This is a genomic window from Frankia nepalensis (assembly GCF_016786325.1).
GTDB classification, from domain to species: Bacteria; Actinomycetota; Actinomycetes; order Frankiales; family Frankiaceae; genus Pseudofrankia; species Pseudofrankia nepalensis.
The window spans coordinates 1-24,954 of sequence record NZ_JADWYU010000219.1; the positions used below are offsets into that span (position 1 = coordinate 1).

A 24,954-nucleotide genomic window follows, 5' to 3' on the forward strand; every position below is an offset into this window, starting at 1 on the left:
TTTTTTTGCATGCAGAAGTGGGCTTTGGTTATTTCTGCCTGTCTGGTGGGCTCGGTGATGTGTATAAGTGACAGGCACAGGGCCGACGGCGGCTTCACGGGCGCGGGGCGGAGCGCCTCGACCAGGTTCGGCCTGGTCAGGGCGCCTTGGTGATGACGCCGCAGCTCAGGGGCGGCGCCGTCCAGGTCTTGTCCTTCAGATGCGCCAGCGTCCCGCAGGGGGCGGAGGCGATGTGGTTGAGCGGCCAGCGGGTCTCGGCCACCGCGCCTTCGACGTAGTTGACGTAGTCGCCGCCGTTGAGCGTCTTCAACAGGCTGTCGACGGTGAGGTCGCGGCCGGTCTTCTCCAGCGCCTTGATGAACATGTCGGCGGCCCAGTAGCCGGACGTGGCGGGCAGGCTCATCGCGGTGCCGGAAGCGTAGGTCTCGAAGTCCTTGGCCATCTGCGCGACAGCCGGGACCTTCGTGTCGATGCCCGGCTCGAACTGCGCGAGAGCGTAGGTGTCGTCCATGTCAGGCAGTCCGGAGAGGCGCGGGTCGTAGATCGGCGTGATGAGGACGCCCTCGTAGCCGGCCGCCTTGAGCGCGGAGAGGAGCTTCACGTCGTCGGCGAACTGGGCGACGGCGAAGACCACGGCCGGTGGCTTCCCGGCGTCGGCGGTCATGATCCCGTTCACGATCGCGGTCGCGTCGGTCAGGCCGGAGACCGGGATCGGCGACTCCTGGTAGACGACCTTGAAGCCCCCGGACTCGAAGCCCTGACCGACGGTGATGTTGCCCTGGCGGGCGGCCTCGTTGTCGGTGCCGACCAGCGCGAGCGTCTTCGCGGCCCCCGCGGGGAGCAGCTTGGCGACCGAGGCCGCCGTACCGGTGTTCACCGTGCGCTGCCCGCCCTGCGGCGGAGCCTGGCAGCCGGTGATCCCGAAGCCGATGACGTTGCCGCAGTACGCGGGAGTGGTGCCCCAGCCGAAGAAGGGGACCACGTCGGCGCAGAAGACGTCGAGGTAGTTCCCGCCCGTGGTCGAGACCGGGACCACCGCGAACACCTCGTCCTGCTCGACGAGGGCCTTGGCCTGGGCGAGGGTGCGGGCGGAGTCGGTGCCGTCGTCCCGGGCGCCGATGAAGTCGATCTTCCGTCCGGCGACGCCACCCTCGGCGTTGGCCCGGTCGAAGCGGGCCTTCGCGCCCTTGTCGACGTCGCCGAACGCTGTGCCCGCCGGGCTGGTCAGCGACGCCAGCCCGCCGATCTTGACCGAGGTGTCGGTCACGCCGCGGGTGGGGTTCTTCGCCGCCCCCTGGCACTTGAGCGACGCTGGGTCGAGTTCGACGTTCGTCTGGCTCCAGCCGTGGTCCGGGCCCTCCTTGGAGAGGGCGGGGTCGGCCGAGACCACGCCGGCGCCGCCGGCGCCGGTACTTCCGTCATCACCGCTGCTACAGGCGGCGATCCCGAGCACGGCGGCCATTCCTAAGACCGTGACAACGCGGCTGGCGCGTCGCATGTGTGCCTCCCTGAGAGCCTGCCTCGGCCGGACCGGGCGGGACCGGGAGGCCGCGCGAGGCCGGGCGGGAGCAGGTGTCGTTGACTGTCCGTGAACGCGTGCGATCGCCCGGCCGGCGCGTCAGTCAACGTGCCGGCCGGTGGAACGAGGGCGGACGGCTCGAGACGCGGCGAGCTCTCTATTAACGCTATAGGTCTACGGACGTTATAGTGCGGCGTGTGTCACATCGTCAAGCCGCCGGGGAGCGCCAGCCGGTCTCCCGCCTGCCCGTCGGCCTGGACGCGGAGGCGGTCCTGACCGCGGCGCTGGCCCTCATCGACGAGCACGGTGTCTCCGGCTTCACCATCCGCAGGCTCGGGGAGCAGCTTGGCGTGAGCGCGCCGACCATCTACTGGCACGTCGGGTCGAAGGCGGCGCTGTTCGCCGGCGTCGTCGACCGGGTGCTGTCGAGCATGATGATCGACACCGACGAGGGCGAGACCTGGGAGCGTCGGCTGCGGCTGTTCATGACGGCCGCGCGCGAGCAGCTCCTCGCGCATCCGCACGTGCTGGACCTGATCTCCCCGATTCCGTCGCGCGCCGTCAGCCGCTGGACGAGAGAGGCGCTCGCCATCATGCGGCAGGCAGGGTTCGCCGACGCCGACGCCGCCGCCTACACGAAGGCCACCCTGTTCCACATCCTTGGCTACGCCCGCGCCGAGGCCACGATCCGCACGGTCAACCGGATGGAGCCGGTCCCGGGCGCGACCGGCCTGGTCTACCGGGTCAAGCCCGACCCGCCCGGCACGGACGCCGCCCACCAGGCGACCTCGGATGCCGACCCGGCGTCCGCCCTGATGAGGGTCTACGACCTCGACGAACAGCACCGCGTCGTGACCGACATCTTCGTCGCGGGCATCCAGGCCGGGCTCGAGAAGGCCCGCGCCAGCCGCCAGGAGCCCACCGACGGCTGAGCGCCGGCCTCGACGCGGGGCATCGGCATCAGTGGTGCCGTCCGGGCCGGCCCACTACCTTCGTCCAGACGCTTCATCCAGACGAAAGGCGCGTGCCCGAGAGCATCCGCGGTTCGGGCGCGAGCGACGCGGGCGACGACCGGCCGCGGCCAGGACCCCCGGGCGGAGGCGCGGTGAGTACGGCCAGGATGGTTGTGGCGCTCGTCGGCGGGGCCGGTCACGGGGTGGCGGCGTGACGCGCGTCGCGATCGTCACCGGCGCGGCCAGCGGAATCGGCCGGGCCACCGCCGAACTGCTGGCGGCCCAGGGCGCGCGGGTCGCCGCGATCGACCGCGCGGGCGCCGAGGGCGTCGGCGAGGCCGACCTGGGCCCGGTCGACGTCACCGACGAGGCCGCGGTGCGATCCGCCGTCGCGCGGGCGCGGGCGGCCCTCGGCCGCGTCGACGTCGTCATCAACGCGGCGGGCGTCTCGGCCCGCGGGCTGCCGACCGACGACGAGTACGTGCGGACCTGGCGGCGGGCGCTGGACGTCAACCTGACCGGCACGATGCTCGTCGTGCGCGCCTGCCTCGACGACCTCGTCGCCGGCGGCGCCGGCCGGATCGTGAACATCGCCTCCGTCGAGGGGCTCGCCGCCAGCCGCGGGCTCGGCCCGTACAGCGTCACCAAGCACGCGGTCATCGGGTTCACCCGCTCGCTGGCCGTCGACTACGGCCGCCTCGGCGTCACCGCGAACGCGGTCTGCCCGGGGCCGATCCTCACCGGGATGACCGAACGCATCCCCGAACCGGACCGCGCGGCGTACGCGCGCCGGCATGTCCCGGTCGGCCGCTACGGCCGGCCCGACGAGGTCGCCCACCTGATCGTCGCGCTCACCGCCCCCGAAGCCTCCTACGTCAACGGCGCCGTGATCCCGGTCGACGGCGGCCTCACCGCGCGGGGCTGACGCCACCCGCTGGCCACAGCGGGCCTGCGCCCACGGTGGGCCCGCCACCGTGGGCGGCCACCGCGGGAACGGCGCTACCGCTGCTTGGTCAGCACGGCGTCGCCCGCGCCGAAGCCGGCGTCGTCGAAGTGGTAGAGCAGGGTGCCGGTGGATTCGAGCTCGAGGAAGACCGTCACCTCGTCCGCGCAGTTCTCCGTTCCGGTGGTGATCTGCTCGGTCACCTGGACCCTGGTGCCTGTCTGTTCCAGAACCAGGTCACCGCCGCAGGGAATCGTCGGGTAGTTCGACGTGCCGACCACGTCACCGACCTCGCCGCCCCGCAGGGTAAGCGTGACGTTGTACTTCTCCTCGGCCCGGTCGGCGGTGGCGGACTGGGTCAGGGTGCCCGACCAGGTGCCCACCATGCCGCTCGGCAGCGCGGCGGCGCCGGCCGACGACGTGGGGCCCGCCCCCGGCCCCCGCCAGGGGACGGCGGTGGGCCCGGCCGGCGGCGCCGCGGAGGGCACGGCGGCGGCGGGCGGTGGGTTGCCGGTCGCGAAGTCCTTGGCCGTCTGTCCCCGAGGGGGGTAGACCGGGGCGAGCGCGGTGAGGATCACCGCCGCGAGCACCAGCGCCGCGGCCAGCGCGGCGACGACCTGGTCGACGAGGGGCAGCTCCCCCCACCCGCGGCGGGGCGGCGGTGGGGGAACCGGTCCCGTCAGGGGTATGGGGCCGGTGGGCGGCTGCGCCCAGGGCTGGGAGGGAGTCGGCGCCGGCGTCAGGGCGGGGAACTGGGGCGCGGTACCGGGATAGCCGCGTGGCGGCGACGGCTGCGCCGCGGGACCGGAAAGGCCCGGCGGCAGCGACGGCTGCGTGGCATAACCCGAGACGCCCGGTGGCACCGGCGGCTGCGCGGCGAAACCGGGGTAGCCGGGCGCCGGCGTGGGCTGCGCGGCTGAAACCTGGTAGCCCGGCGGCGGTGACGGCTGCGCGGTCGAACCGGGGAAGGTCGGCGGCGCCGGCGGCCGCGCCGCGGAACCGGGATAGCCCGGTGACGGTTGCGCGGCGGCGCCGGGATGGGCCGGCGGCGCCGCCGCGGGCGGCCCCGGCGGCGCAGGCCACGGGGTCGGCGAGGGCGACGGCGACGGGGGCGGTCCGGGCCGCGGCGGCGGGCCAGGAGCCGCTGGGCTCGGGGATGGCGCGGGGCCTGGGGACGGCACCACGCGGTGCGGGCCGGTGAACGACTCCACCGACGGCGGGGACGCCGGTTGCGAGACCGCCGGGGGCGGGAGCAGCACCGTCTGGTCGGCGTCGTCGAAGTCGTCGACGTCCGCGAGAGGAGGCGACGACGGCGTCCCCTCGGACGGGAACCGCTGCTCGGGCTTGGGCCAGCTGGGCTCGGACACGGCACACCTGTCGATCGACGTCTGGACCACACCATCATTGACCGCCCGCGTCGCCCTGGGAATGCCGAATCGGCCACGAACCGGCAACAAACCGGCACGGGCCGGCCGTCCGCCGGCGCCCCGCCCGCGGCGACGCCCGGGCAACCGGAGCCGGTGTGGCCGGAAAAAAGGCCCTACTAAGATTCCGGATGACTCGCGTCGGACCCCGCGGGAGCTCGGTGACACCGGAGGTCGCCTGGTTCCCGGCGGCCGTTCGCGGGACGCGTCAGAATGCGGCGACACGGGGTAGGAATGCGGCGCGCGGCAAAGCGAAGACCAACGGCGGAGACGCAGGACTTACTCGCCGCGATCGCCCAGTCAGCTGACGACGACGGCGGGTTTCCGGCCGGGATCACCCCGGGCCCGCCGCGGGCCGGCGAGAGCCCGGTCGTCTCCGCGGCGATCCGCGACGTCGCCGAACGGCTCAAGGAACAGGCCGAAGGCGAACGGTGGCGCGCCCACGCCCAGCGGCGCCGGTTCGAGGAGCAGTTACACGAGGCGCGCCGGCTGGAAAGCCTTGGCCAGCTCGCCGGTGGCGTCGCGCACGACTTCAACAACCTGCTGGCTGTTGTCATCAACTACGCCTCGTTCGTCGCCGAGGAGGTCGCGGCGGCCGCGGCGGAGTACGACGGCGCCCGGTGGAAGGCCGTGCTGGCCGACGTCGAGCAGATCCAGCGCGCGGCCGACCGGGCGACCGCGCTCACCCACCAACTGCTCGCCTTCGGCCAGCGGGAGACCGTGCAGCCCACGGTGCTCGGTCTCAACGAGGTGGTCGTCGACCTGGAGCAGCTGCTGCTGCGCGCGGTCGGCGAGCACGTGCGGCTGCGGATCCGCCTGGCGCCCGACCTGGCCCCGGTGCTCGCCGACCGCGGTCAGCTGGAGCAGGTGCTGGTGAACCTGGCGGTCAACGCGCGCGACGCGATGCCGCGCGGCGGCGTCCTGACCATCGACACCACCAACGTCGATGTCGACGAGGAGGCCGCGGCGACCCGGGTGGGGCTCACGCCGGGCCCGCATGTGCGGCTGCGGGTGGGCGACAGCGGGGTCGGCATCCCGGAGGACCTGATCGGCCGGGTCTTCGAGCCGTTCTTCACCACCAAGCCGAAGGGCGAGGGCTCGGGCCTCGGGCTCGCGACCGTGTACGGCATCATCATCCAGGCCGGCGGGCACACCGAGATCGCCTCCGAGCAGGGGGTCGGCACCACTGTCACCTGCCTGCTGCCCGCCACCGACGAGAAGGCGGCGCGGGTCGACACGCCGGTTCCGGTGGAGGACGGTGGCGGCCGGGGCGGCGAGACGATCCTGCTCGTCGAGGACGAGGACGCGATGCGTGAGGTGACCAGGCGCATCCTGGTCCGCAACGGCTACCGGGTGCTGACCGCGCCGGGCGCGGCCGAGGCGATCGCGCTGGTCGCCAGCCGGCAGCGGGCCAGGGAGCCGGTCGACCTGCTGGTCACCGACGTGATCATGCCTGGGATGCAGGGCCGGGAGCTGGCGAACCACATCCGCGCGCTGCTCCCGGGCATCCGGGTCGCCTACATGTCCGGCTACGCCCACCCGGTGCTGACCACCCAGGGCCGGCTGGACCCGGGCGTCGTCCTGCTGGAGAAGCCGTTCTCCGAGCGCGTGTTGCTCGCGACCGTCCGCGCGACCCTCAGCACCGGCTGACCCCGCCGCGGGGCCGGCGGCGACGGCCCTGGCCGGCTGGCACCGGTCGCGCCGGGCCGTTCGGATGCGCGGCCGGGGCCGGAGCGGTAGGCAGGCATAGAAGTCCGGCGCCGCCCCCGCGCGCCGTCACGCGAGCTGAAGGGACGTGACCGGTGACGAGAGTCGGGTTCATCGGGTTGGGCAGTCAGGGTGGTCCGATGGCCCGCCGCATCGTGGACGAGGGCTACCCGCTGACGATCTGGGCTCGCCGCGCCGCCTCCGCGGAGCCGTTCGCGGACACCGCGGCCAAGGTCGCCCGGACGCCCGCCGAGCTCGGCGAGGCCAGCGACGTGGTCGGGATCTGTGTCGTCGCGGACGCCGACGTCGAGGACGTGCTGCTGCGCCCGGACGGGGTGCTCGCCGGGATGGCGCCGGGCGGGCTGGTCGCGATCCATTCGACGATCCACCCGGACACCTGCCGGCGGCTCGCCGAAGCGGCCGGCGAGCGTGGGGTGGCGGTCATCGACGCGCCGGTCAGCGGCGGGGGCGGCGCGGCGGCCGCGCGTGGGCTGCTCGTCATGGCCGGCGGCGCCGCCGAGGACGTCGAGCGCGCCCGCCCGGTGCTGGAGACCTTCGCCAATCCGCTGCTGCATCTGGGCCCGCTCGGCAGCGGGCAGCTGGCCAAGCTGCTGAACAACTTCGTGTTCACCGCGCAGGTGGGACTCGCGCTCGACACGTTCGCGTTCGCCGACCGGCTCGGCATCGACCGGGCGGCGGCGGCCGCGGTGCTGGCGGGTGGCAGCGGCGGCTCGCGGGCGGCCGCGATCCTGGCGGCGTCCGGCTTCGACACCACCGGGCTGCGCGGGGCCGCGGCCCTGCTCGAGAAGGACGTGCGGATCACGCTCGAGGTCGCCGACGCCCAGAGCGCCGCCGCGCCGAGGGCGCTCGCGGACCTGGCGCGGGGAACGCTGACCACGCTGACGAACCCGCCGCCGGCCGTCGGCTAGCCGTTCTGTATACGAAATACTTGATCCGACCTGCGGTGACGCGTTACGAACACCCCAGGCCGGCGGCGGCAGGACAGCAGCGAAGCCCCGTGCCCCCGGAGGCGCTCGACAGGTAGCGCGCCTCCGGTCCAGGAACACCGAATGCGCCAAGGAGAGCCGTGAGCCCTCAGGACAGCCAGCCCCAGGACAGCCAGCCTCAGCCGACGCCCGCGACCGGCGAGGAGGACGCCCGGCTGACCGAGCAGGACGGCATCCTCACCCTCACGATCGACCGGCAGCACAAGCGCAACGCGATCAGCGCGCAGGTCACCGAGCTGCTCTGGAAGGCGGTCGACCTGCTCGCCGACCGCGACGACCTGCGCTGCCTGGTGATCACCGGGGTCGGGCCGTACTTCACCGCCGGCATGGACCTGTCCCAGCCGGTGGGCAACCGGCCGGGAAATCCGGAGACCCAGCATGTGCACCCCGGCTGGAACCTGCGGCGCGACTACCGCAGCCACCACCTGCTCTACGACGAGTTGGAGTCGGTCGAGAAGCCGATCATCATCGCCGCGAACGGGACCTGCCTCGGCGCCGGGGTGGAGATGGCGGTGTCCTGCGACTTTCGCTTCTGTACGCCCCAGGCCGAGTTCGGCGTCCCCGAGGTCCACATCGGGATCATCGCCGGCAGCGGCGGCACCAGCCGGCTGACCAGGCTGGTTGGGCCGGCGTGGGGCAAGTGGATGGCAATGGCTGGCAAGCGGGTCGGAGCCGAGCAGGCCAAGCAGATCGGGCTTGTGCATGAGGTCTTTCCGGCTGAAACCTTCATGGACGACGTCTACGCGTTCTGCCGCGAGCTGACGACCATCCCGGCCGAGGTCCTCGGTGTCGCCAAGCTGACCATCGACATGTATGCCGATGTGCAGGACCGCACGGTCCAGCGGCACATCGACCGGCTGGCGACCACCAGCCTGTCGTACTCCCCGGACTTCCTGAACAGGGCCGCGAGGTTCGGTTTCAAGCCCCGGTATGCCGTCCCGTCCTGGGAGCGCTGACGCGTCCGAGACGCAGGACAGGTAGGGTCGCCGGCCCGCGCACCCCGGCCGGCGGCCCCCGTCCGGGCCGTGTGACGTTAGTCGGATTTGTGACAGAAGGAGACTTTCGGATTTACCGATAAACCGCCGCATCTGATCCCGCCGCCTAATAGCCTTCCTAATCGCGACGGCAGGATCGGAGCGCGATGCGGGCGGAGCCAGGGACGCGATGCGGGCGGAGCTGAGGATCAGCAACGGCATAGAGGTGGTCATCGTGCCACCGGACCGGCCGTTCGTCGTCGGCCGCGGCACCGGCGCCGACCTGCGGCTGGGTGACCCGCGGGTGTCCCGGCGCCATCTGATGCTCGAGCCGACGGAGGACGGCTGGGCGGCGGTGGACATCAGCGCCAACGGGACGTGGGCCGAGGGCCGGCGGGTGCAGCGGGTCGCCCTGAACCGGACGGTCCTGCTCAGCCTCGGCGCGGCGAACGGCCCGCAGATCACCCTTCTCCCCGGCCAGGCGAACCCGACGCCCCTGCCCGTCCCGGCCGCCAACCCGCCCGTCCCGGTGGCCGCCCCTCAGGCCTCACCGGCGCCGTCGGTCCCCCCGGTTCCTCCCGCCATCCGGCCTCCCGTCGGCCCCCCGGCGTCCACCGTCGTCTCGGTGCCTCCGATGGTGCCCGGCCCCCCGGTGGCGCCCGGCCCCCCGATGGCGCCGGCGCCGGTCGGGCCTCCCGGCTGGGACCAGCCCCAGGCCCAGCCGCCGCCGGACCCGGCGGACGCGAGCGAGCACCACGACCAGATGACGCTGCGGGTGGGCGACCACCGGCCGAAGACCGGGCCGATGATGCCGCCTCACCAGCCGGCCAGTGGGCCGGGCCTGCCGCCCACGGGGCCGGAGGCCGGCCGGACCCACGCGCTGCGCCCGGGGCGCATGCTGATCGGGCGGGCGCTGTCGAACGACATCATCGTCGGCGACCTGCTGGCCTCGCGCGAGCACGCCGAGCTGTTCTTCGGCCGCAGCGGCCTGGAGATCGTCGACCTCGGCTCGGCGAACGGCACGTTCGTCAACGGCCGGCGCGTCGACCGGACTCCGTTGCGGCCCGGCGACCTGATCGCCATCGGGCACCACATCTTCTCCGTCGAGCTGGACCGGCTCGTCGAGTACCTCGACACCGGCGACGTCAAGTTCGAGGTCGACGGCCTGTGCGTCGACATCGGCGGGACCCGGCTGCTGCACGACATCTCGTTCCGGCTGCCCGGCAGCGCCCTGCTCGCGGTCATCGGCCCCAGCGGCGCCGGCAAGTCGACGTTGCTGAACGCGCTCACCGGCTTCCGGCCCGCGACCGAGGGCACCGTGCGCTACGCGGGACGCGACCTGTACGCCCAGTACGACGAGCTGCGCCGCCGGATCGGCTACGTCCCGCAGGACGACATCCTGCACACCACCCTGACCGTCCGCCAGGCCCTCGAGTACGGTGCCCAGCTGCGTTTCCCCGCCGAGACCACCAAGGACGAACGGCGCACCCGGATCGAGGCGGTGCTCGCCGAGCTCGGCCTCACCGGGAGCGGCGACCTCGGCCTCGACCTGCTCGCCGGCCTGGCCGGCGACGGGTTCACCGACGCCGAGCTGGGGCCGCCGGAAGGGCCGCCGGCCGCGCCGGACGGCCAGGGCGGCCCGGTCGTCGACCTCGCCGACCGGCAGGTCAAGACGCTGTCCGGCGGGCAGCGCAAGCGCACCAGCGTCGCCCTGGAGCTGCTGACCCAGCCGACGCTGCTCTACCTCGACGAGCCCACCTCCGGCCTCGACCCGGGTCTGGACCTCGAGGTCATGGAGTCGCTGCGCCGGCTCGCCGACGGCGGCCGGACGGTCGTCGTCACCACGCACAGCGTCGCCCAGCTCGACCTGTGCGACTACGTGCTCGTGCTCGCCAAGGGCGGGCGCGTCGCCTACTTCGGGCCGCCCCAGCACGCCCTGCCGTTCCTCGGCGCGTCCACCTGGTCGCAGGCGTTCCGCGCCCTCGGGACGGTCCGCGGCGCCGCGGCGTTCGCCCGCCGCTACCGGGCCTCGCCCTACTACGTCCACAGCTCGGCCCGGGTGCCGCAGGCGGTTCCCCCGGAGATGCCCGGCCTGCGCCAGCAGTCGGTGCTGTCGCAGATGCTCACGCTCTCCCGCCGCTACCTGCGGGTGATCGCTTCCGACCGGTCCTACCTGCGGCTGCTGATCGCCTATCCGTTCGTCCTCGGTGTGATCCCCCGAATCATCGACCCATCGATGAAGCTGACCGCGATGGCCGACGGTCAGCCGAACCGGAACGCGGCGCTGGTACTGCTGGTACTCGTGCTCTGCGGGATCTTCCTGGGGGCATCCAGCTCCGTCCGCGAGATCGTCAAGGAACGGGAGATCTATCGCCGAGAACGTGGGATCGGCCTGTCCATCACCGCCTACCTCGGCTCCAAGGTGGCGGTGCTGACGCTGATCGTCACGGCGCAGGCCGTGATCTTCACGATGGTCGGCGTCGCCGGGCGCACCCCACCGGATGGCGTGCTGACCGGCGTCCCCCTGCTGGAGATCATGATCGTCGTCGCGCTGGCGACCGTCGCGTCGGCGATGATGGGCCTGGTCATCTCGGCGCTGGTCGACAACGCGGACAAGACGATGCCGATGCTGGTGCTGCTCGCGATGTCGCAGCTGCTGTTCACCGGCGCCTTCATGCCGCTGGCCGACAAGGTCGGTCTCAACCAGCTGAGCTTCATCTTCCCCGCGCGCTGGGGCTATGCCGCCTGCGCCTCGGTCACCGACATCATCCGCATCCAGATGCTCGGCAACGAACGACTGAATCCCGGCACCGTCGCCGACCCGTTCTTCGAGCCCACCACCTCGGCCTATCTGCTCGACCTCGGCGGCCTCGTCGGCATCAGCGTGGTCAGCATCGTCGCCACCGGCCTGCTGCTGCGCCGCCTCGACCCCCGGGTCGCCCGCCGCCGGTAGCCGGCGCGCGGCGACGCCCGACACCGCGCGCCCACCGGTCAGGAGACGGTCTTGGCGAGGGCCGCGGCGAGGATCCTGCGCTCGCGCTCGCCGGTGACGCCGTCGATCCTGGCGCCGGCACACTGGAGTGTGAGGGCGAGAGGACGGCTGCCGACGAGCGCGGCACGGCCGGACAGCCCGAACAGTGTCATGGTGCGGTCGGCACCCGCGGTGACCAGGTAGCGGTCACCGCAGAACAGCACAGCCGTCACCGCGGCCTGGTGCGGCCGTTCGGACCAGACCGCTTCCAGGAGGTCACCGCCCGGCTGGGTACTGATCCTCCACAGCGCGACCGTGCCGTCGGCGTGACCGGTGGTGATCAAACTCGGCCTGGTTCCCTGGACGGGCAGCACGTCGAAGCTGGTGACCCGCTCGGTCGGCAGCAGGGTGACGTGCTGCGCCGAACCACCATTCACCCGGCGGACGAGCGCGAGACGGCCGTCCCCCCAGGGCACCACGGCCGTCGTGTCACCGTCGACAAGTGCGCCACAGCCCACCCCCTTGCTCGCCAGCGCGAGCACGATCGACCTGCCGACCGGGTCATACCGCAGCACGTGGGGCCCGGCTGGCCGTTCCAGGCTGAGCAGCAGGTCCGCACCGGCGTCGCGCAGGCTGCGCAGGTCCATACGCGGACGGAAGCGTGACGCCAGGAGCAGCCTGTCGTGGACGGGCAGATGGATCTCCAGACCAGCGGCGGCGAGCACGACCAGCTCGCCGGTCGGGCCGACCGCTACGCCCTGGATGTCGTTCGGCAGCTCCCGGGCGAACGAGTCGACGTCCAGCCGGCTCTTGAGGACAAGCCGCCACCTGCGGAGCTTGTTGTCGCTGTAGAACGCGTAGACCGCGCCGCTGCCATCGGTCTCGCCCTCGGCTGTCCGCGACAGCGTCAGTACCCGGGCGGTCTCCTCGAGCCGCACGCCTGTCAGGTCGGCGTCGCGCAGGTCCACGTCCCGCAGGTCCGCGTTGTCGAGGTTGGCATAGCGCAATGACGAGCCGCGGAAGTCCATCCCGCGCAGGTTGGCGCCGGCGAGGTAGGCATAGTCAAGGTCGAGGCCCGACCAGTCCGCGCGTGGGAGATCGAGCCGAACGGCGTGCAGGAGCGAGATCGCGTTACCGCCAAGGCTGCCCGGGTTGCCACCTCGAACCGCCCCACGGGCCAGCCCCAGCAGATGCGCGAGGACCCGATCCCGGTCCGGCTCGGGAAGGTCCCCGATCATGAGCTTGAGAAAATCCGTGACCTCCGGCTGCAGCGGCGCGAGCGCGAGCATCCGCCGGGCGTCGCCCTGCCGCAACGCGCGCAGGACCGCGCGGGCGAAGAAGTACTCACGCATCGACCGGTGGAAGAAGTCGACCGGCCAGCAGTCCTGGTCGACGCCGTGCACCGGCTTGAGCAACGACCTGATCCCGATCCGCGCCCGCGCGTCGTCCGCGGCGTCGGTGTCGACCGGGGCGACGGTTCCGTCGCTCATCCGCCACAGCTTCTCGGCAAGCCCGCCGTCCGGCAGCCGCAGCGATCTGAGCTCGATATAGGTCCTCTCCTCGAGATAGAGATGGGTCGCGATCTCCTCGAGGATCGCCTGCAGGTTGTCGATGGTCTCTGTGCGCGTCACCTCCGCCTGGTCGTCCGCGAGAAACTCGATCTTGCGGCGAATGCTGCGTTCCACATATGTCCGGTAGAGCACCAGCTCGTCGAAGTGGTCGTCCGGCAGCTCGGGCAGAGCCTCCTTGATCATGTCCAGGAACAGCGGCTTCCGCGCGAGCCCGATCGGGTCGTAGAGGTTCGCGAGCCGGCTGAGCTTCTTCTCCGCGTCGACCTTCCGCGCGTATGACGAGAGGTGCTCCAGCACCTGACCACGCGCGGCGTGCGCCAGCCGGAGAATCCGCGGGCCACCCACCCGGTCGAGGAACCGCTGCTGGTCGCGTTGACGCTCGAAGAACTGGGTCCGCGACGTGATGAGCAGCTTGGAACGCGAGAACAGCTCATGACAGTCCGCGAGCTTGTTGATGTTGTCGCGGAGCGAGGCGGGATCCAGTCGCACCGACATCTCGTCGAATCCGTCGAGGATCACCAGGGTCCGGTACCTGTCGCACAGCGCCCACCACTCGGCGACAGTGGCGCCGATCTCCGCGAGGCGTCGTTCCAACAGCTCGCGGCCGTCCCGGACGTTGCGCAGATCCTTCAGCGCGAGCCGCAGCGGGATCCAGCCGATGTCAGGCTCACGCAGCGCCTCGGCGGAGAGCCGCCTGCTCAGCAGGTAGGTGAAGAAGCTCTTGCCCTCGCCGAACTCGGCGAGCAGCAGCAGCGAGCCGGCCTCCCTGCTCCCGTCGCGCAGCCAGGCCCGGACCTCGGTCTCCAGGGGGCACCCGAGCCGGATCCCGTTCTCGTCGGCCGCCTCGGGCTCGACGAAGTCACCCAGCAGTTCCCGGAACCGGGCACGGTCCTCACCGGAGATGCAGTGCAGGGCGTCGTCGACGAGATAGCCGCGCCAGGCCGCCGGGAATCTGACCGGCTTCCTCAGCAGCGCGCGCCACCGGCCGACGACCTCGGCACGCGAGGGCGTCGGCCCGGGGTATGGCTCGCCGTAGATGGCCTCGTAGACGGCGGGGTCCAGGGCGAAGAGCTCCCGCAGGCCGTTCTCCGGGCTCCAGATCTGGACCTCGAACGGATAGCTGTGGCCCTCGTTCCAGCGACGCACCCGGGCTCGCAGCTCGTCGGTCGGGTCCGCCCGCGGCGCGAGGATGACAAACTGGTCGACTCCGGCGCCGGCCGCGCCTTCCTCGCTCTCGGCCAGCCGTCCGGCGACGTCGCGCAGCGTCAGCGGACCCGGAACATCGCTGATCTCCGCATGGCAGGTCGCCCATCTCCGGTGCAATCGCCCCGCGGCCACGCTGTCGAACCGGGCGTCGTGCCACTGCGGCGTTCCCGCGTCCTGCCGCCGCAGCAGGTTGAGGACGGCCTCTCCCTCCGCCGGCACCATCGTGAAGACCAGTTGCAGCAGAGCCAGCAGCCGCTCCTCGACGGAGTCGCCCTCGCGGCCGTCCCGCGGCTCCGAATCACCTACCGACGGCGTTCGCTCGGGCGCCACCCGCTCGCCGGGCGGTGACGACACACCCGTGGCCGCGACGGGGATGGCGGTGGAATCCAGCGAGAAGTCGTTACCCGTCGCAAGCGCTGCCCAGACACCCAGGATCCACCGTCGTCGCTGGGGCTCGGCCCACACCACGTCCCGGAGCTCGTCGTCCAGCAGGAACCCGAACTCCGCCACCAGGCGGTCGCGCCGGTCACCCTCAAGTCCGGCGACGACCTGCGCGAGATCGTCTCGAACCGCCGCGGCGTCCCGCTCCCAGTCCGCCGCCAGCAGCCGCCGCCGGATCGCCACCACCCGTGCATCCGGGTCGAAGGCGTCCCGCGCCGCCGTCCCGCCGGCCGCGGCACTGAACTGCGCCGCCGCCCGGCGGGTAAGTGGGTTCTCCTCTCCGAAGCGGGCGCGATATGCCGTGAGAACCTGCATCGCCTCGTGCGGCCGGCGCGCCTTTCCGAGATGGCGTACCACCTCCTCGAGGCGGTACCGGTCAGCCGGGTCCGGCGCGTCCTCGGCCGGGGCGGGCAGGTGCGGCAGCTCCGGCAGCCCACCCCAGCGGTCCAGGAAGTCGGCCGCCAGCCGACCGTTCAGGGTTTCGACCCGGGCCTTCCGGTGGTTCTCATAGCTGCGGCCGGACTCGCCGGGAGGACCGCCGATCAGCGACAGGACCAGGGAGTGAAAGCCGACCTGCTCCCCCATCCCGCGGTGCCACAGCAGCGACATCTGTTCAAACGTCGCCAACAGGTCGCGAGCGCTACTCAGATCCATACCGGATGTCAGACCCCACAGGCGCACGACGACTTCCGCCGGTACCTGCGTGCACCCCTCGAAGGTCGCCAGCTCGCCGAACCGTCGCGCCTGGTCTTCGGACAGCCACGCCAGGCTCGGCGCGAGCGCCTCCCACAGGCTCGTGTACGAGTAGTCGTCGAAGACCGTCGGCACGAGGGGGTTCTCCTCCTCGAACTCCTGCGCGACGTCCGCCCATCGGTGCCCGCGACGAACCGCCGCCCCGGCCGCCGCGAGCGCAAGCGGCCAGCCGGAACAGCGAGCGAGCAACCTGTCCGCCTCGGGCGGCAGGTCCGCGGCAAGACAACCGGCGTGGCTGGAAAGCACCACCCTCGCCGGTTCGGCCGGTAGCCGCCCCATACCGAAGTAGGTATAGCCGGCGTCTAACGCCAGCGTCTTGACGCGTGTTGTGAAAAGCACTGTCAGAGCGCTGCCGCCCGTCACCACCGCATGGAGAGCATCGGCGGACCAGACATCATCGAGTACCAGGAGACATCTGGTCCCCTCGAGCAGATCCAGCAGCCGGCGGGCTCCCTCGGCCACGCTGGCGACAGTCTCCGTGTCCCCGAACGCGGCCAACACCTCCGCGAGCAGTTCCCGCGGATCCCGGGTCTGGCCGGCGGTCACCCACACGATCCCGTCCAGAAATGCCGCCGCCACCGCCGCGTCATGGACCAACGCGCGGGCGAGCGCGCTCTTTCCGACGCCCGCTATTCCGGTCAGCCCGACGACGGCAGCGCCCTCCTCGGGCGTCAGCAGGGCGCGGATCGCCTCCAGCTCAGGGTCCACCGAGACATACGTCGCGGGTAGCGACGGGAGAAGATCACGGGACGGAACGATCCTTTCCGCCCGTTGGGCGACCTTCAGCCGCAGGCCAAGGCCACCCAGCTTGCTCCGTACCTCGTCAACCGACTTCGGGCCGAGGTTGCGGATGCCGAGCAGGGCACCCTCGGTGCGCGCCACCAGGTCGCCGGTCGTGTGGATGCCCTCCCGCTTGAGAAGGTTGTAGGTGCGGATGGTCGGGTCCAGCTCCTCGATCGGCAGCGCCAGGTTTTGCAACCTTTCCGTCACCTCGTCCAGCGAGTCCTCGCCAAAGCCCTGGATACTGAGAAGATCCGCCTCGCTGCGCGAGACCAGGTCGCCGACCGTGTGGATACCCGCCTGCCGGAGACAGTCGCGGGAACGGGCCATCAGCCCCAGCGTCTCGAGCGGCAGCGCCTGATCGGCCAGCACCGGGAGGTAAAACGCCATGGATGTGCTGCCGTCGGCGCCAGCCGACGATGCGTCGGGGTCCTGGATGGAGGGGTTCGGCTCGGCGAGCCGTCGCAGGCGGAGATTGTGTGGATAGTCATTCAGGGCAGCGGCCAGAAGACGGCTATAGGGACTGGCGAGTATGCCTTTCTCGAACTCGTTGAAGACCAGCGTCCACCACTGGTGCGCGGTCAGCCCGTACCAGCTCGGTGACTGGTTTCCGGGGTAGTGGATCGTCCGCAACACGACGTTGGCCGCCACGCTGTCGACGTACAGCGTCGAGACCACGTCCAGTAGCTCGAGGCGTTCCTGCCGGCCCAGTGAAATCTCGTTCGAGTCGTCCCACTCGTCATCGGAAGGTGACGCCGACACGCTACGTCCATCCGCTCTTGACCCAGGCCCGCCAGGCGGCGGGACGGCTCCAGCCGCTCGATCCGAGGCAGGCTGTCATCGGCCCGGCTGGGCTGAGGGCGGTCACGAGTCCCCCCGCAAGGTCGCGACATGGTGGCCAGGGCATCGAACTCGCCACCAAGCGTAGTCCCAGCGATCAGTCCGGGGACAGGTCGGGCATTCGGCCAGCTGATCCGGCCAGCTCTGAGGTCCTTCCCATGAACGACCGTGGTGGGGTCGTTCGACCCGCCGACGCACGCGCGCTTCTCGTGGTCTGAACCCGTCGGCGGGCGGCGCTGGCCCGGGCTGGGCCGGCCGTCGCCGGTCAGCCGGTGGCGACCGCGAGAAGGCAGAGGTCGTCCTCCCGTTCCGACGGCGCGACCGCGCGCAGGATGTGGTCACAGAGCAAATCCGGGTCGGCGGGGTCGGCGGGGTCTGCGTGGGGCGTCGGCGCCATCGCCGCCTCGGCGAGCGCCACGAGCCGGTCCGTCAGCGAGCGCCCCCGGCGTTCGACCAGGCCGTCGCTGTAGAGCAGCAGCCGCGCCCCCGGCGCGAGCCGCACGCTGCTCTGGCCGTAGGCGGCCGCCGTGTCGACGCCGAGGATCGGGCCGTGCACCTCCTCCAGGTAGCGCGGCCCGGCGCCGTCCGCCGGCTCGCCCACCCCCGGTGGGGCGGCGAGCAGGAGTGGTGGCGGGTGCCCGGCGCACGACCAGATCAGCCGGCCCGTGGTGGGGTCCAGGTGCGCGACCACGGCGGTCGCGAGCAGCTCGTCGCCCTGGTCGCCGAGGTTGGCCGACAGCTGGGTGGTGATGTCCGCCGGCGCCTGCAGCTGCAGCGCGTAGGCCCTGGCGGCATGGCGCAGCTCGGCCATCGTCGACACCGCCGGCAGGCCGTGGCCACCGACGTCGCCGACCACGAGGCTCAGCGTCCCGTCGGCGAGCACGGTCGCGTCGTACCAGTCGCCGCCGATCCCGATGTCCCGGCCGGCCGGCAGGTAACGCGCCGACAGGCGGACGCCGTCGACGTCGGGCAGGGTGCGCGGCAGGACGGCGCGCTGCAGCATCTCGACGTTGGACATCTGCCGCTCGTAGAGCCGGGCCCGTTCGAGCGCCTGGGCGAACGGGCCGACGAGGGTGCGCAGGAAACGGCGCTCCTCCTCGGTGAAGGTGTGCGGGCCCGGCCAGCCCAGCAGCAGCACGCCGATCGGGCGCCCGGACACGACCAGCGGCAGGCTGGCGATCGCGTCGATGCTCATCGCGTCGAGATTGGGCGCCCGCTCCGGGAAGTCGCGCAGGTAGCTCGCCCGGTTCTGGTCGAACCGGGGCTGGCCGGTACGCAGCAGCTCGGCGGTGACGGCCGGGCCGAAATCGGGCATCCGCGCCCAGGCCCGGGTGAGGAACGCCGAGTGCGGCCGGGTGATGACCCGCGGCGGGCCGTCGTCCTCCATCAGCGTGACGCCGGTGAACAGCACGCCCAGGTCGGCCGCGGCCGACCGGGCGGCGGCGTCGCACAGCTCGTCCACCGTCAGCGCCTGGTCGAGCTCGACGGTGACATCCAGCAGCTGCCGGGACCGGCGCAGGGCCGACGACAGCGACCCGATCAGCTCCGCACGCTCCGTGTCGGCGTGGTGGCGCGCGTCGGCGTTGCGCATCGTGACGACCAGGCCGTCGGGGATGGTGAACATGCGGACGGCCCACCACACACCGTCCCGGTCGGTCTCCTCGATCTCGAGCACCGTGGCCGCGCCTGGCTTCCCCGGAGCCGCCGGTTCGGCCCGGCGGCGGCGCAGCTCCGCCACCCGCTCCCGGACCGGAGCGAGCAGCACCTCGGCGGCGGGCCGGCCGATGATCTCCTGGGGCGCCAGGCCGAACTGCCGCACCGCCTCGATGTTGGCGTACACGATCGTGTCGGCCTCGTCGAGCACGAGCACGATGTCGCCCACGTGGTCGAGCGCCCGGGCGACCCGCTCCCGGACCGTGCGAACCGAGGTCCGGTCGGAGCTGAAGCCGATGACACGCAGCGTGCCGTCCGCGGCGTCGACGAGCACGCCCGCCCGGGTCTGGACCCAGCCGACCGAGCCGTCCGGGCGCAGCACCCGGTACTCCTCCAGGAAGGTGCTCTGGGTACGCAGCGCCCTGTCCCTGGCCCGCTGGACCATTTCCCGCTCGTCCGGGTGCACCCTCGCCAGGACGTCGTCCATCGCCACCGGCCCCGGGTCATCCCCGAGCCCGAGCAGCCTGGCGGCCGCGCGGTCCGTGAGCACCCGCCCGCTGGCGACATCCCAGTCCCACAGCCCGATCCCGACGCCCGAGAACGCCCGGTACAGACCGTTGGCGTCCAGGTCAACGTTGTCCCTGTCGACGGTGCCCTGGCCCGCCCGGAACGCCCGCCTGTCCGGCCCCTCGTCCATCGACTGCCCCTGTACCCGGCGCATCGCCACGCAAGCGGCCGGTAGCCGCCGCCCGCCACGGGCGCGAGCAGATCCTGGCGGGCGGGTCTACGAACCGGCGGCGGCGAGGCCGAGCCTGTCGACGATCGTCTGGGCGACGGCCGCCGGCGCCGGGCCGATGTCGACGGTGAGCGCCCGCTCGTCCGGCCCCGGCTCCTCCAGGGCCGCCAGTTGCGAGGCGAGCAGGCCCGCCGGCATGAAGTGCCCACGACGGCCCGCGAGCCGACCGGCGAGGACCTCCGGTGCCCCGTGCAGGTGGACGAACATCACCGCGCCCTCGCGCGCCCTCGCCGCGAGCGCCGGGTCCGCGGCCAGCCCCGACCCGGCGACGGTCTCACCGCGCAGCGCGTCGCGGTAGGACCGGCGCAGCGCCGAGCAGGTGACGACGCCCGGCTCTCCGGCCTCGAGCTGGCCGCGGATCCACGCGCGGACCGCGGCGAGCCACGGCCAGCGGTCGGCGTCATCCAGCGGCCGTCCGGCCGCCATCTTCTCGACGTTCGCCCGCGGGTGCATCGCGTCGCCCTCCGCGACCACCCACCCCAGCCGGCCGGCCACCAGCTCGGCGACAGTCGACTTCCCGGATCCCGAAACCCCCATCACCACCAGCACCAGCCCGCGCGGCCTCGTGTTCATGCCTGCTCCCAACGCACGGTCGACCGTCTCGGCGACTCCGACCGACCACGGTAGGCGGCCCCCTGGCCAGCTCCCGGCCTGGCCCGGCCGCGCGGGAGCGGACAGCGCCGGCGCGTGGGGTGGCAGACCCGGCCACGAAGGTGACAAGCGCTGTCGGATAGGGTCTTCGGCATCGCGGGCCGCGACCGCGTAGGTATCGCGGCCGCGTAGGTATGCAGGGCGGGGGGAGACGCCGGACTCCGTGGGGATGGAAGCGCAGCTGGTCCGGTCGGCCAAGGACGCCGACTACATCGTCGACCTGTCCAACGTCGCGCGGGAGAAGTCATTCGGCGGCCCGGGTGACCGGAACCTGCGCCGGCTGCGCCTGGTCCTCGACGCCCTCGCGGATCTGACAGGCGACCCGGCTGTGCGCGTCTACCTCGTCGCCGACCGCAGCCTGCTGGGCGAGGAGCGGAAGTTCACCGGCAGGGCCGACGCCCGGCGACTGCGCGGCTGGGTGAGCGGCAGCCTCGTCGAGGAGGTCGGCGACGCCGACGAGCGGATCCTCGAACTCGCGGCCATCACCGGCATCCCGGTGATCACCGGCGACTTCTACGTCGGCTACCGCGACGAGCACGGCTGGATCCAGGGCGACACCTCGCGGTTCCTCAAGCCCGTGCCTGTCGACCCTGGCGACCCGGAGGGCACCGCGGTGCGGCTGGAGGCGCGGGACATGGGCGTACGCCCGGCGCACGACATCTCCGCGCGCAAGGAGCAGGACGCGTTCAAGGCGCGCGGCCTGCTGGATCACCGGCGACGGCCGCGGCTCGACGTGCTCAGCCGCGCCTGGCGCTGCCCTGACCAGCGGTGCACGCTCTACGACCTTCGCGAGGCGGGTGGGCGGGTGCTGCTGCCCCGGATGCGCCGGGGTGTGCCCACCTGTGACCTGCACCGCGCGCCGCTGCTCGACGACGGGCCCCGCCCCGGCGCCGCGCAGCTCAAGGTCGTCGTCGCCGGCCGCGTCGTGGAGCGCCACACCCTGTCGGAGGGTTCCGAGACGGCCATAGGCCGCCACCCCGAGCCCGGCATCGGGCTCTACGGGCTGCTGGACCCGGACGTCGCCGCGCGGGTCAGCCGCGCGCACGTGGTGGTGTCGCTGCGGACCGAGACCGTGCTGGTGCGCGACGTCAGCTCGTTCGGCACCCGGATGCGCCTGGCGCGCCGCGACTTCCGGCTCGGCGACTGGACCGCCCTCGTCCCGGGCGTCGACTACCGGTTCCACCCCGGCGACGAGGTCGAGCTCACCGATGGCGTCGTGCTCACCCGCAGCGGTCAGATCTTCCCGAACGAGACCGCCGACGCCTGGGCGCACGCGTCGCCGAAGCGCGGCGAGTCACCGGTCGACGCGCGCGCGGCGACCATCCGGGCGTGATCGTGCAGTCCGTCCTGGTCGACCGCGCCCTCCTGGCGGAGGCACTGCCGAACTACGAGCTCGGCGAGCAGCTTGGCGCCGGCGGGTTCGGAGTGGTCATAGCCGGGCGGCAACGCGTCCTGGAACGCCCCGTGGCGATCAAGGTCCGCTCCGAGACGAGCGCGGAGGCCAAGACGGCCTTCCTGGCCGAGGGGCGGCTGCTCGCGGGCCTCGACCATCCGCACGTCGTCCGCGTGTACGAGGCCTTCGAGAAGAACGACCTGTGCCTGATCATCCTGGAGATGCTCGCCGGCGGGACGCTGACCAGCCGGCGCGCCGGCCTGTCCGGCGAGGCCGCGTGCGCGGTCGGCCTCGCGGTGGCCGAGGCGCTCCACCACGCGCACACCAAGGGCGTGCTGCACCGCGACATCAAGCCGGCCAACGTCCTCTTCGACGGCGACGGTGTGGTGAAGGTCGCCGACTTCGGCATCGCGAAGATCCTCGACGGCTCCGCAGCGACCGCGAGCGCGCTCGTCGGAACGGTGCCGTACATGGCGCCGGAACAGATCATCCAGGGCCGGCTGAGCCCCGCGACCGACCTGTACGCCCTCGGCGGCATGCTGTACGAGCTGCTGTCCGGCGCGCGGCTGTTCGGGGCGCTGCCGACGTACGCCTACCAGTACCACCACATCCACACGGCGCCCACCGCGCCGCCGGGCGTGGCGGTGCCGGTCGCCGAGGTCATCCTGCGCGCGCTGGCCAAGGACCCCGCCGCGCGCCAGCCGTCCGCCCGCGCCTTCGCCCTCGAGCTCGCCGCCGCCTCGGGCCGGGTGTACGGCCCTCGATGGCTGGCCCGCTCCGGCATCGGCCTGCGCCTGTCCGACCCCGTCAGGGACGCCGCGACGAGCCCCACGGCCGCGCGCCAGCCGAGCCAGCCCGAGCCACCTGGCCCAGGCCCGCGGCCGGAGCCGGCGGCGAAGCCAGCGCCGACACCGGCGGCCACCGCCACACCGGCGGCTCCGGCCGCGGCCAAGGCAGGGCCCTCGTCGAAGGCGGGCCCGGCGGGCGAGACCGCCGCCGTGCCGGCCGGCGCCCTGGCGCCCACCATCCCGCCCGCGCACGCGTCCCCACGTCCGCCGGCCGCCGACCAGGACGGCCGGCGCGCCGCCGACCAGCCCACCCAGCCCTCGCCCCCTCGCCCCACGGCCGCGACGCGGCCCGGAGCGCCCACGCTGCGCCCGCTCGGCCAGCCGTTGAAGGGGCTGACCAATCCGCACACGGTGGTGTTCACCCCCGACGGGCGGACGCTGGCCGCCGCCGGCCACGACCAGGTCGTGCGGCTGTGGGACCTCGGCAACCCGGCCGCCCCGGCCCCGCTGGGCCCGCCGCTCACCGGCCACACCGGGGCGATCCGCTCGCTCGCCGTCACCGCCAACGGCCGGTTGCTCGCCAGCGGTGGCGACGACCGGACGACGCGGCTGTGGGACCTGACCGACCGGAGCAGGCCGCGCCCGGTCGGCACGCCGCCGCGCACCACCGGCAAGGTCGCGTCCCTCGTCTTCTGCCCGGACGGGCGCCGCCTGGTGGCAGGCAAGGGAAGCCAGCTCGAACTGTGGGACGTCACGCTGCCCGCGGCCCCCGTCGCCGTGCCGATCGACTCCAGTGCCATCGGCCAGCTGACGGCCGTCGCGGTCAGCGCCGACGGCCGCATGGTCGCCTGCGCCAGCAAGGCCGGGACCGTCTGCCTGTTCGGCCCGACGAACCAGCCGGCCACGCGCCGGCTCGGGCTGCCCTTCACGGCCCATGGCAGGCGGGTGCACGCGTTGGCCTTCTCCCCGGATGGGACCCTGCTGGCCACGGCCGCGGAAGACGGGCTCGTCATGCTGTGGGACGTCGCCTACCCGGCCGCGCCGCGACCGGCGTGCCCGCCCCTGGTCGGCCACGACGGCGGCGCCCGCACGGTCGCCTTCTCCCCTGACGGGTCGGTGCTGGCCTGCGGCGACGACCACGCGGTGTGGCTCTGGGACCTCACCGACCCGGCGGCGCCGCGGTCCGGCCCTCCGGTGGAGGCGCACACCAGCTTCGTCTTCCAGGTCGCCTTCTCCCTGGACGGCTCCCTGCTGGCCACCGCCGGCAACGATCACCTCGTCCGCCTGTGGGCCTGCGTCCGGGACGCGCCGGCGGCCGGGCCGACGCCACACGCCGCGCCGGCCCGGCCACGAGTGGTGGCGGACGCGAAGCCGCCGGCCGGGGGGCAGCCGCGGCCCGCCGACGCCGCGCCGCCCAGACAGCCGATCACGCCAGTCACACCGATCACGCCGGCCACACCCGCCGCGCCCCAGGACAAGCCACAAGCCGCCAGGCCGCCGGACGCGAAGGCGACACCGGCGAAGCAGCCCCCTGGCCAGGCGCAACCGGCGCGGGGCGGCGCGGCTCTCGGCCAGCCACTGCGCGGTCACACCGGATGGGTGGTCGCCGTGGCCTTCTCCCGGGACGGACGGGTCCTGGCCAGCGGCGGCACGGACCAGCGGGTCCGGCTGTGGGACACATCCGACCCCGCCAAAGTCCAGCCGCTCGGCAGACCGCTCTCCGGCCACGCGGACCGCGTCGAGGCGGTGGCGTTCTCCCCGGACGGCACGGTCCTGGCCAGCGCCGGCGCGGACCGGACCATCTGCCTGTGGAATCTCGCCGCCGCGAAGCCACGGCCGCTGTGCCCGCCGCTGCACGGCTCCACCGGTCGGGTGTGGACACTCGACTTCTCCCCCGACGGGCGGATCCTGACCAGCAGCGGCGAGGACGGCGTCATCCGGCTGTGGGAGGTCGACGGCCGGGCCGCGCCGAAGGAGTTCCGCCCGGCGCTCGGTGGCGGGCTCGGGCAGGCGCGGGCGGTCGGCTTCCTGCCGAACGGGCAGATCATCGCGGCGTGCGACGACGCCGGGCGGACCGCCGGGGGCGTCGCCAGCAAGGCCGTGCGGCTGTGGGACGTCTCCACCAGCCGGCCGCGCCCGCTGGAGCCGACGCTGGACGCGCACGACGGCGCTGTCTGGTCGGTCGCGTTCGCGCCGAACTGCCTGCTGGCCGCGACCGGCGGTGTCGACCGGACGGTGTGCCTGTGGGAGCTGGGCGCGAACCGCCGGTTCCGGCTGGCCGGGCCGGCGCGCGGCGCGGTCACGCCGCGCCCCCAGCTGGTCGAGCCACGGCTGGTCGGCCACAGCGGCAGCGTGTCCGCCCTGGCGTTCTCCCCGGACGGCCGGCGGCTGGCCAGCGCGGGCGTCGACAAGACCGTCCGCGTGTGGGACGTCACCGACCCGGCCGCGAGCCGCCCGGCGGGGCCCCCGCTCACCGGCCACACCACCTGGGTGAAGACCCTGGCCTTCTCCCCCGACGGGCGCATACTCGCCAGCGGCGGCAACGACAGGACCGTGCGCCTGTGGAACGTTCGCTAGGGTGCCC

The 24,954-nt window shown here is 73.0% G+C and carries 13 protein-coding genes and 2 pseudogenes; 8 read left to right on the forward strand and 7 right to left on the reverse strand.

Going from position 1 to position 24,954, the window contains the following annotated elements; all coding sequences use genetic code 11:
• Nucleotides 1-136 precede the first annotated feature (136 nt).
• A complete protein-coding gene (locus I6A81_RS34415; protein WP_203003126.1) occupies nt 137-1,498 on the reverse strand; it encodes an ABC transporter substrate-binding protein in 1,362 nt (453 codons plus the stop codon).
• 218 nt (nt 1,499-1,716) lie between these two features.
• Here I6A81_RS34415 and I6A81_RS34420 point away from each other — a divergent pair, with 218 nt between their 5' ends.
• Entirely contained in the window at nt 1,717-2,451 is a 735-nt protein-coding gene (locus I6A81_RS34420) for a TetR/AcrR family transcriptional regulator (RefSeq protein ID WP_203003127.1), read from the forward strand.
• A gap of 232 nt (nt 2,452-2,683) precedes the next feature.
• Nucleotides 2,684-3,397 (forward strand): SDR family NAD(P)-dependent oxidoreductase, encoded by a 714-nt coding sequence (locus I6A81_RS34425; protein ID WP_203003128.1) that lies wholly within the window; start codon nt 2,684-2,686, stop codon nt 3,395-3,397.
• Between the two features lie 74 nt (nt 3,398-3,471).
• On the opposite strand, the gene I6A81_RS34430 is transcribed toward I6A81_RS34425, so the two are convergent.
• Nucleotides 3,472-4,782 (reverse strand): hypothetical protein, encoded by a 1,311-nt coding sequence (locus I6A81_RS34430; protein ID WP_203010412.1) that lies wholly within the window; start codon nt 4,780-4,782, stop codon nt 3,472-3,474.
• 291 nt (nt 4,783-5,073) lie between these two features.
• On the opposite strand from I6A81_RS34430, the gene I6A81_RS34435 reads away from it, so the two are divergent.
• The 4 genes from I6A81_RS34435 to I6A81_RS34450 all read left to right on the forward strand — a co-directional run bounded on the left by I6A81_RS34435 (nt 5,074) and on the right by I6A81_RS34450 (nt 11,480).
• The gene (locus tag I6A81_RS34435; protein ID WP_307875117.1) at nt 5,074-6,489 is read left to right on the forward strand and encodes an ATP-binding protein; all 1,416 of its coding nucleotides are present in this window, start codon (nt 5,074-5,076) and stop codon (nt 6,487-6,489) included.
• A 152-nt stretch (nt 6,490-6,641) separates the two neighbouring features.
• Nucleotides 6,642-7,475 carry an NAD(P)-dependent oxidoreductase gene (locus tag I6A81_RS45875; protein WP_203001702.1) on the forward strand — a complete coding sequence of 278 codons (834 nt, stop codon included), beginning with the start codon at nt 6,642-6,644 and terminating at the stop codon, nt 7,473-7,475.
• Nucleotides 7,476-7,633: 158 nt separating this feature from the next.
• Complete coding sequence (locus I6A81_RS34445) at nt 7,634-8,509, forward strand: enoyl-CoA hydratase/isomerase family protein (protein WP_203001704.1); 876 nt, start codon at nt 7,634-7,636, stop codon at nt 8,507-8,509.
• Nucleotides 8,510-8,717: 208 nt separating this feature from the next.
• Nucleotides 8,718-11,480: an FHA domain-containing protein gene (locus I6A81_RS34450; RefSeq protein ID WP_203001715.1), complete on the forward strand. Its 2,763-nt coding sequence runs from the start codon at nt 8,718-8,720 to the stop codon at nt 11,478-11,480.
• Nucleotides 11,481-11,518: 38 nt separating this feature from the next.
• Here I6A81_RS34450 and I6A81_RS34455 read toward each other — a convergent pair whose 3' ends face one another.
• The 5 genes and pseudogenes from I6A81_RS34455 to I6A81_RS34465 all read right to left on the reverse strand — a co-directional run bounded on the left by I6A81_RS34455 (nt 11,519) and on the right by I6A81_RS34465 (nt 20,111).
• A complete protein-coding gene (locus I6A81_RS34455) occupies nt 11,519-16,177 on the reverse strand; it encodes an NB-ARC domain-containing protein (RefSeq protein WP_307875119.1) in 4,659 nt (1,552 codons plus the stop codon).
• Nucleotides 16,178-16,249: 72 nt separating this feature from the next.
• Nucleotides 16,250-16,441, reverse strand: a pseudogene (locus I6A81_RS44295) (DNA-directed RNA polymerase subunit alpha C-terminal domain-containing protein); the annotation flags it as partial.
• A gap of 12 nt (nt 16,442-16,453) precedes the next feature.
• Nucleotides 16,454-17,011: pseudogene (locus tag I6A81_RS44300) on the reverse strand (DNA-directed RNA polymerase subunit alpha C-terminal domain-containing protein); the annotation flags it as partial.
• Between the two features lie 343 nt (nt 17,012-17,354).
• On the reverse strand, nt 17,355-19,439 hold the full coding sequence (locus I6A81_RS34460) for a SpoIIE family protein phosphatase (RefSeq protein WP_203001729.1): 2,085 nt from the start codon (nt 19,437-19,439) through the stop codon (nt 17,355-17,357).
• A gap of 87 nt (nt 19,440-19,526) precedes the next feature.
• Nucleotides 19,527-20,111, reverse strand: a complete 585-nt coding sequence (locus I6A81_RS34465) for a gluconokinase (RefSeq protein WP_203001730.1) — start codon at nt 20,109-20,111, stop codon at nt 19,527-19,529.
• 247 nt (nt 20,112-20,358) lie between these two features.
• Here I6A81_RS34465 and I6A81_RS34470 point away from each other — a divergent pair, with 247 nt between their 5' ends.
• Both I6A81_RS34470 and I6A81_RS34475 read left to right on the forward strand, forming a co-directional pair.
• Complete coding sequence (locus tag I6A81_RS34470; RefSeq protein WP_203001731.1) at nt 20,359-21,522, forward strand: FHA domain-containing protein; 1,164 nt, start codon at nt 20,359-20,361, stop codon at nt 21,520-21,522.
• Nucleotides 21,519-24,947: a WD40 repeat domain-containing serine/threonine protein kinase gene (locus tag I6A81_RS34475; RefSeq protein ID WP_203010413.1), complete on the forward strand. Its 3,429-nt coding sequence runs from the start codon at nt 21,519-21,521 to the stop codon at nt 24,945-24,947. The genes I6A81_RS34470 and I6A81_RS34475 overlap by 4 nt, the downstream gene beginning before the upstream one ends.
• Nucleotides 24,948-24,954 lie beyond the last annotated feature (7 nt).

Excerpts from the sequence above, each read along its gene's own strand:
- I6A81_RS34415 (WP_203003126.1), bottom strand. The coding sequence starts at position 1,498 with ATGCGACGCGCCAGCCGCGTTGTCACGGTCTTAGGAATGGCCGCCGTG.
- I6A81_RS34435 (WP_307875117.1), top strand. The coding sequence starts at position 5,074 with ATGCGGCGCGCGGCAAAGCGAAGACCAACGGCGGAGACGCAGGACTTA.
- I6A81_RS34450 (WP_203001715.1), top strand. The coding sequence starts at position 8,718 with ATGCGGGCGGAGCTGAGGATCAGCAACGGCATAGAGGTGGTCATCGTG.
- I6A81_RS34460 (WP_203001729.1), bottom strand. The coding sequence starts at position 19,439 with ATGGACGAGGGGCCGGACAGGCGGGCGTTCCGGGCGGGCCAGGGCACC.
- I6A81_RS34465 (WP_203001730.1), bottom strand. The coding sequence starts at position 20,111 with ATGAACACGAGGCCGCGCGGGCTGGTGCTGGTGGTGATGGGGGTTTCG.
- I6A81_RS34470 (WP_203001731.1), top strand. The coding sequence starts at position 20,359 with ATGGAAGCGCAGCTGGTCCGGTCGGCCAAGGACGCCGACTACATCGTC.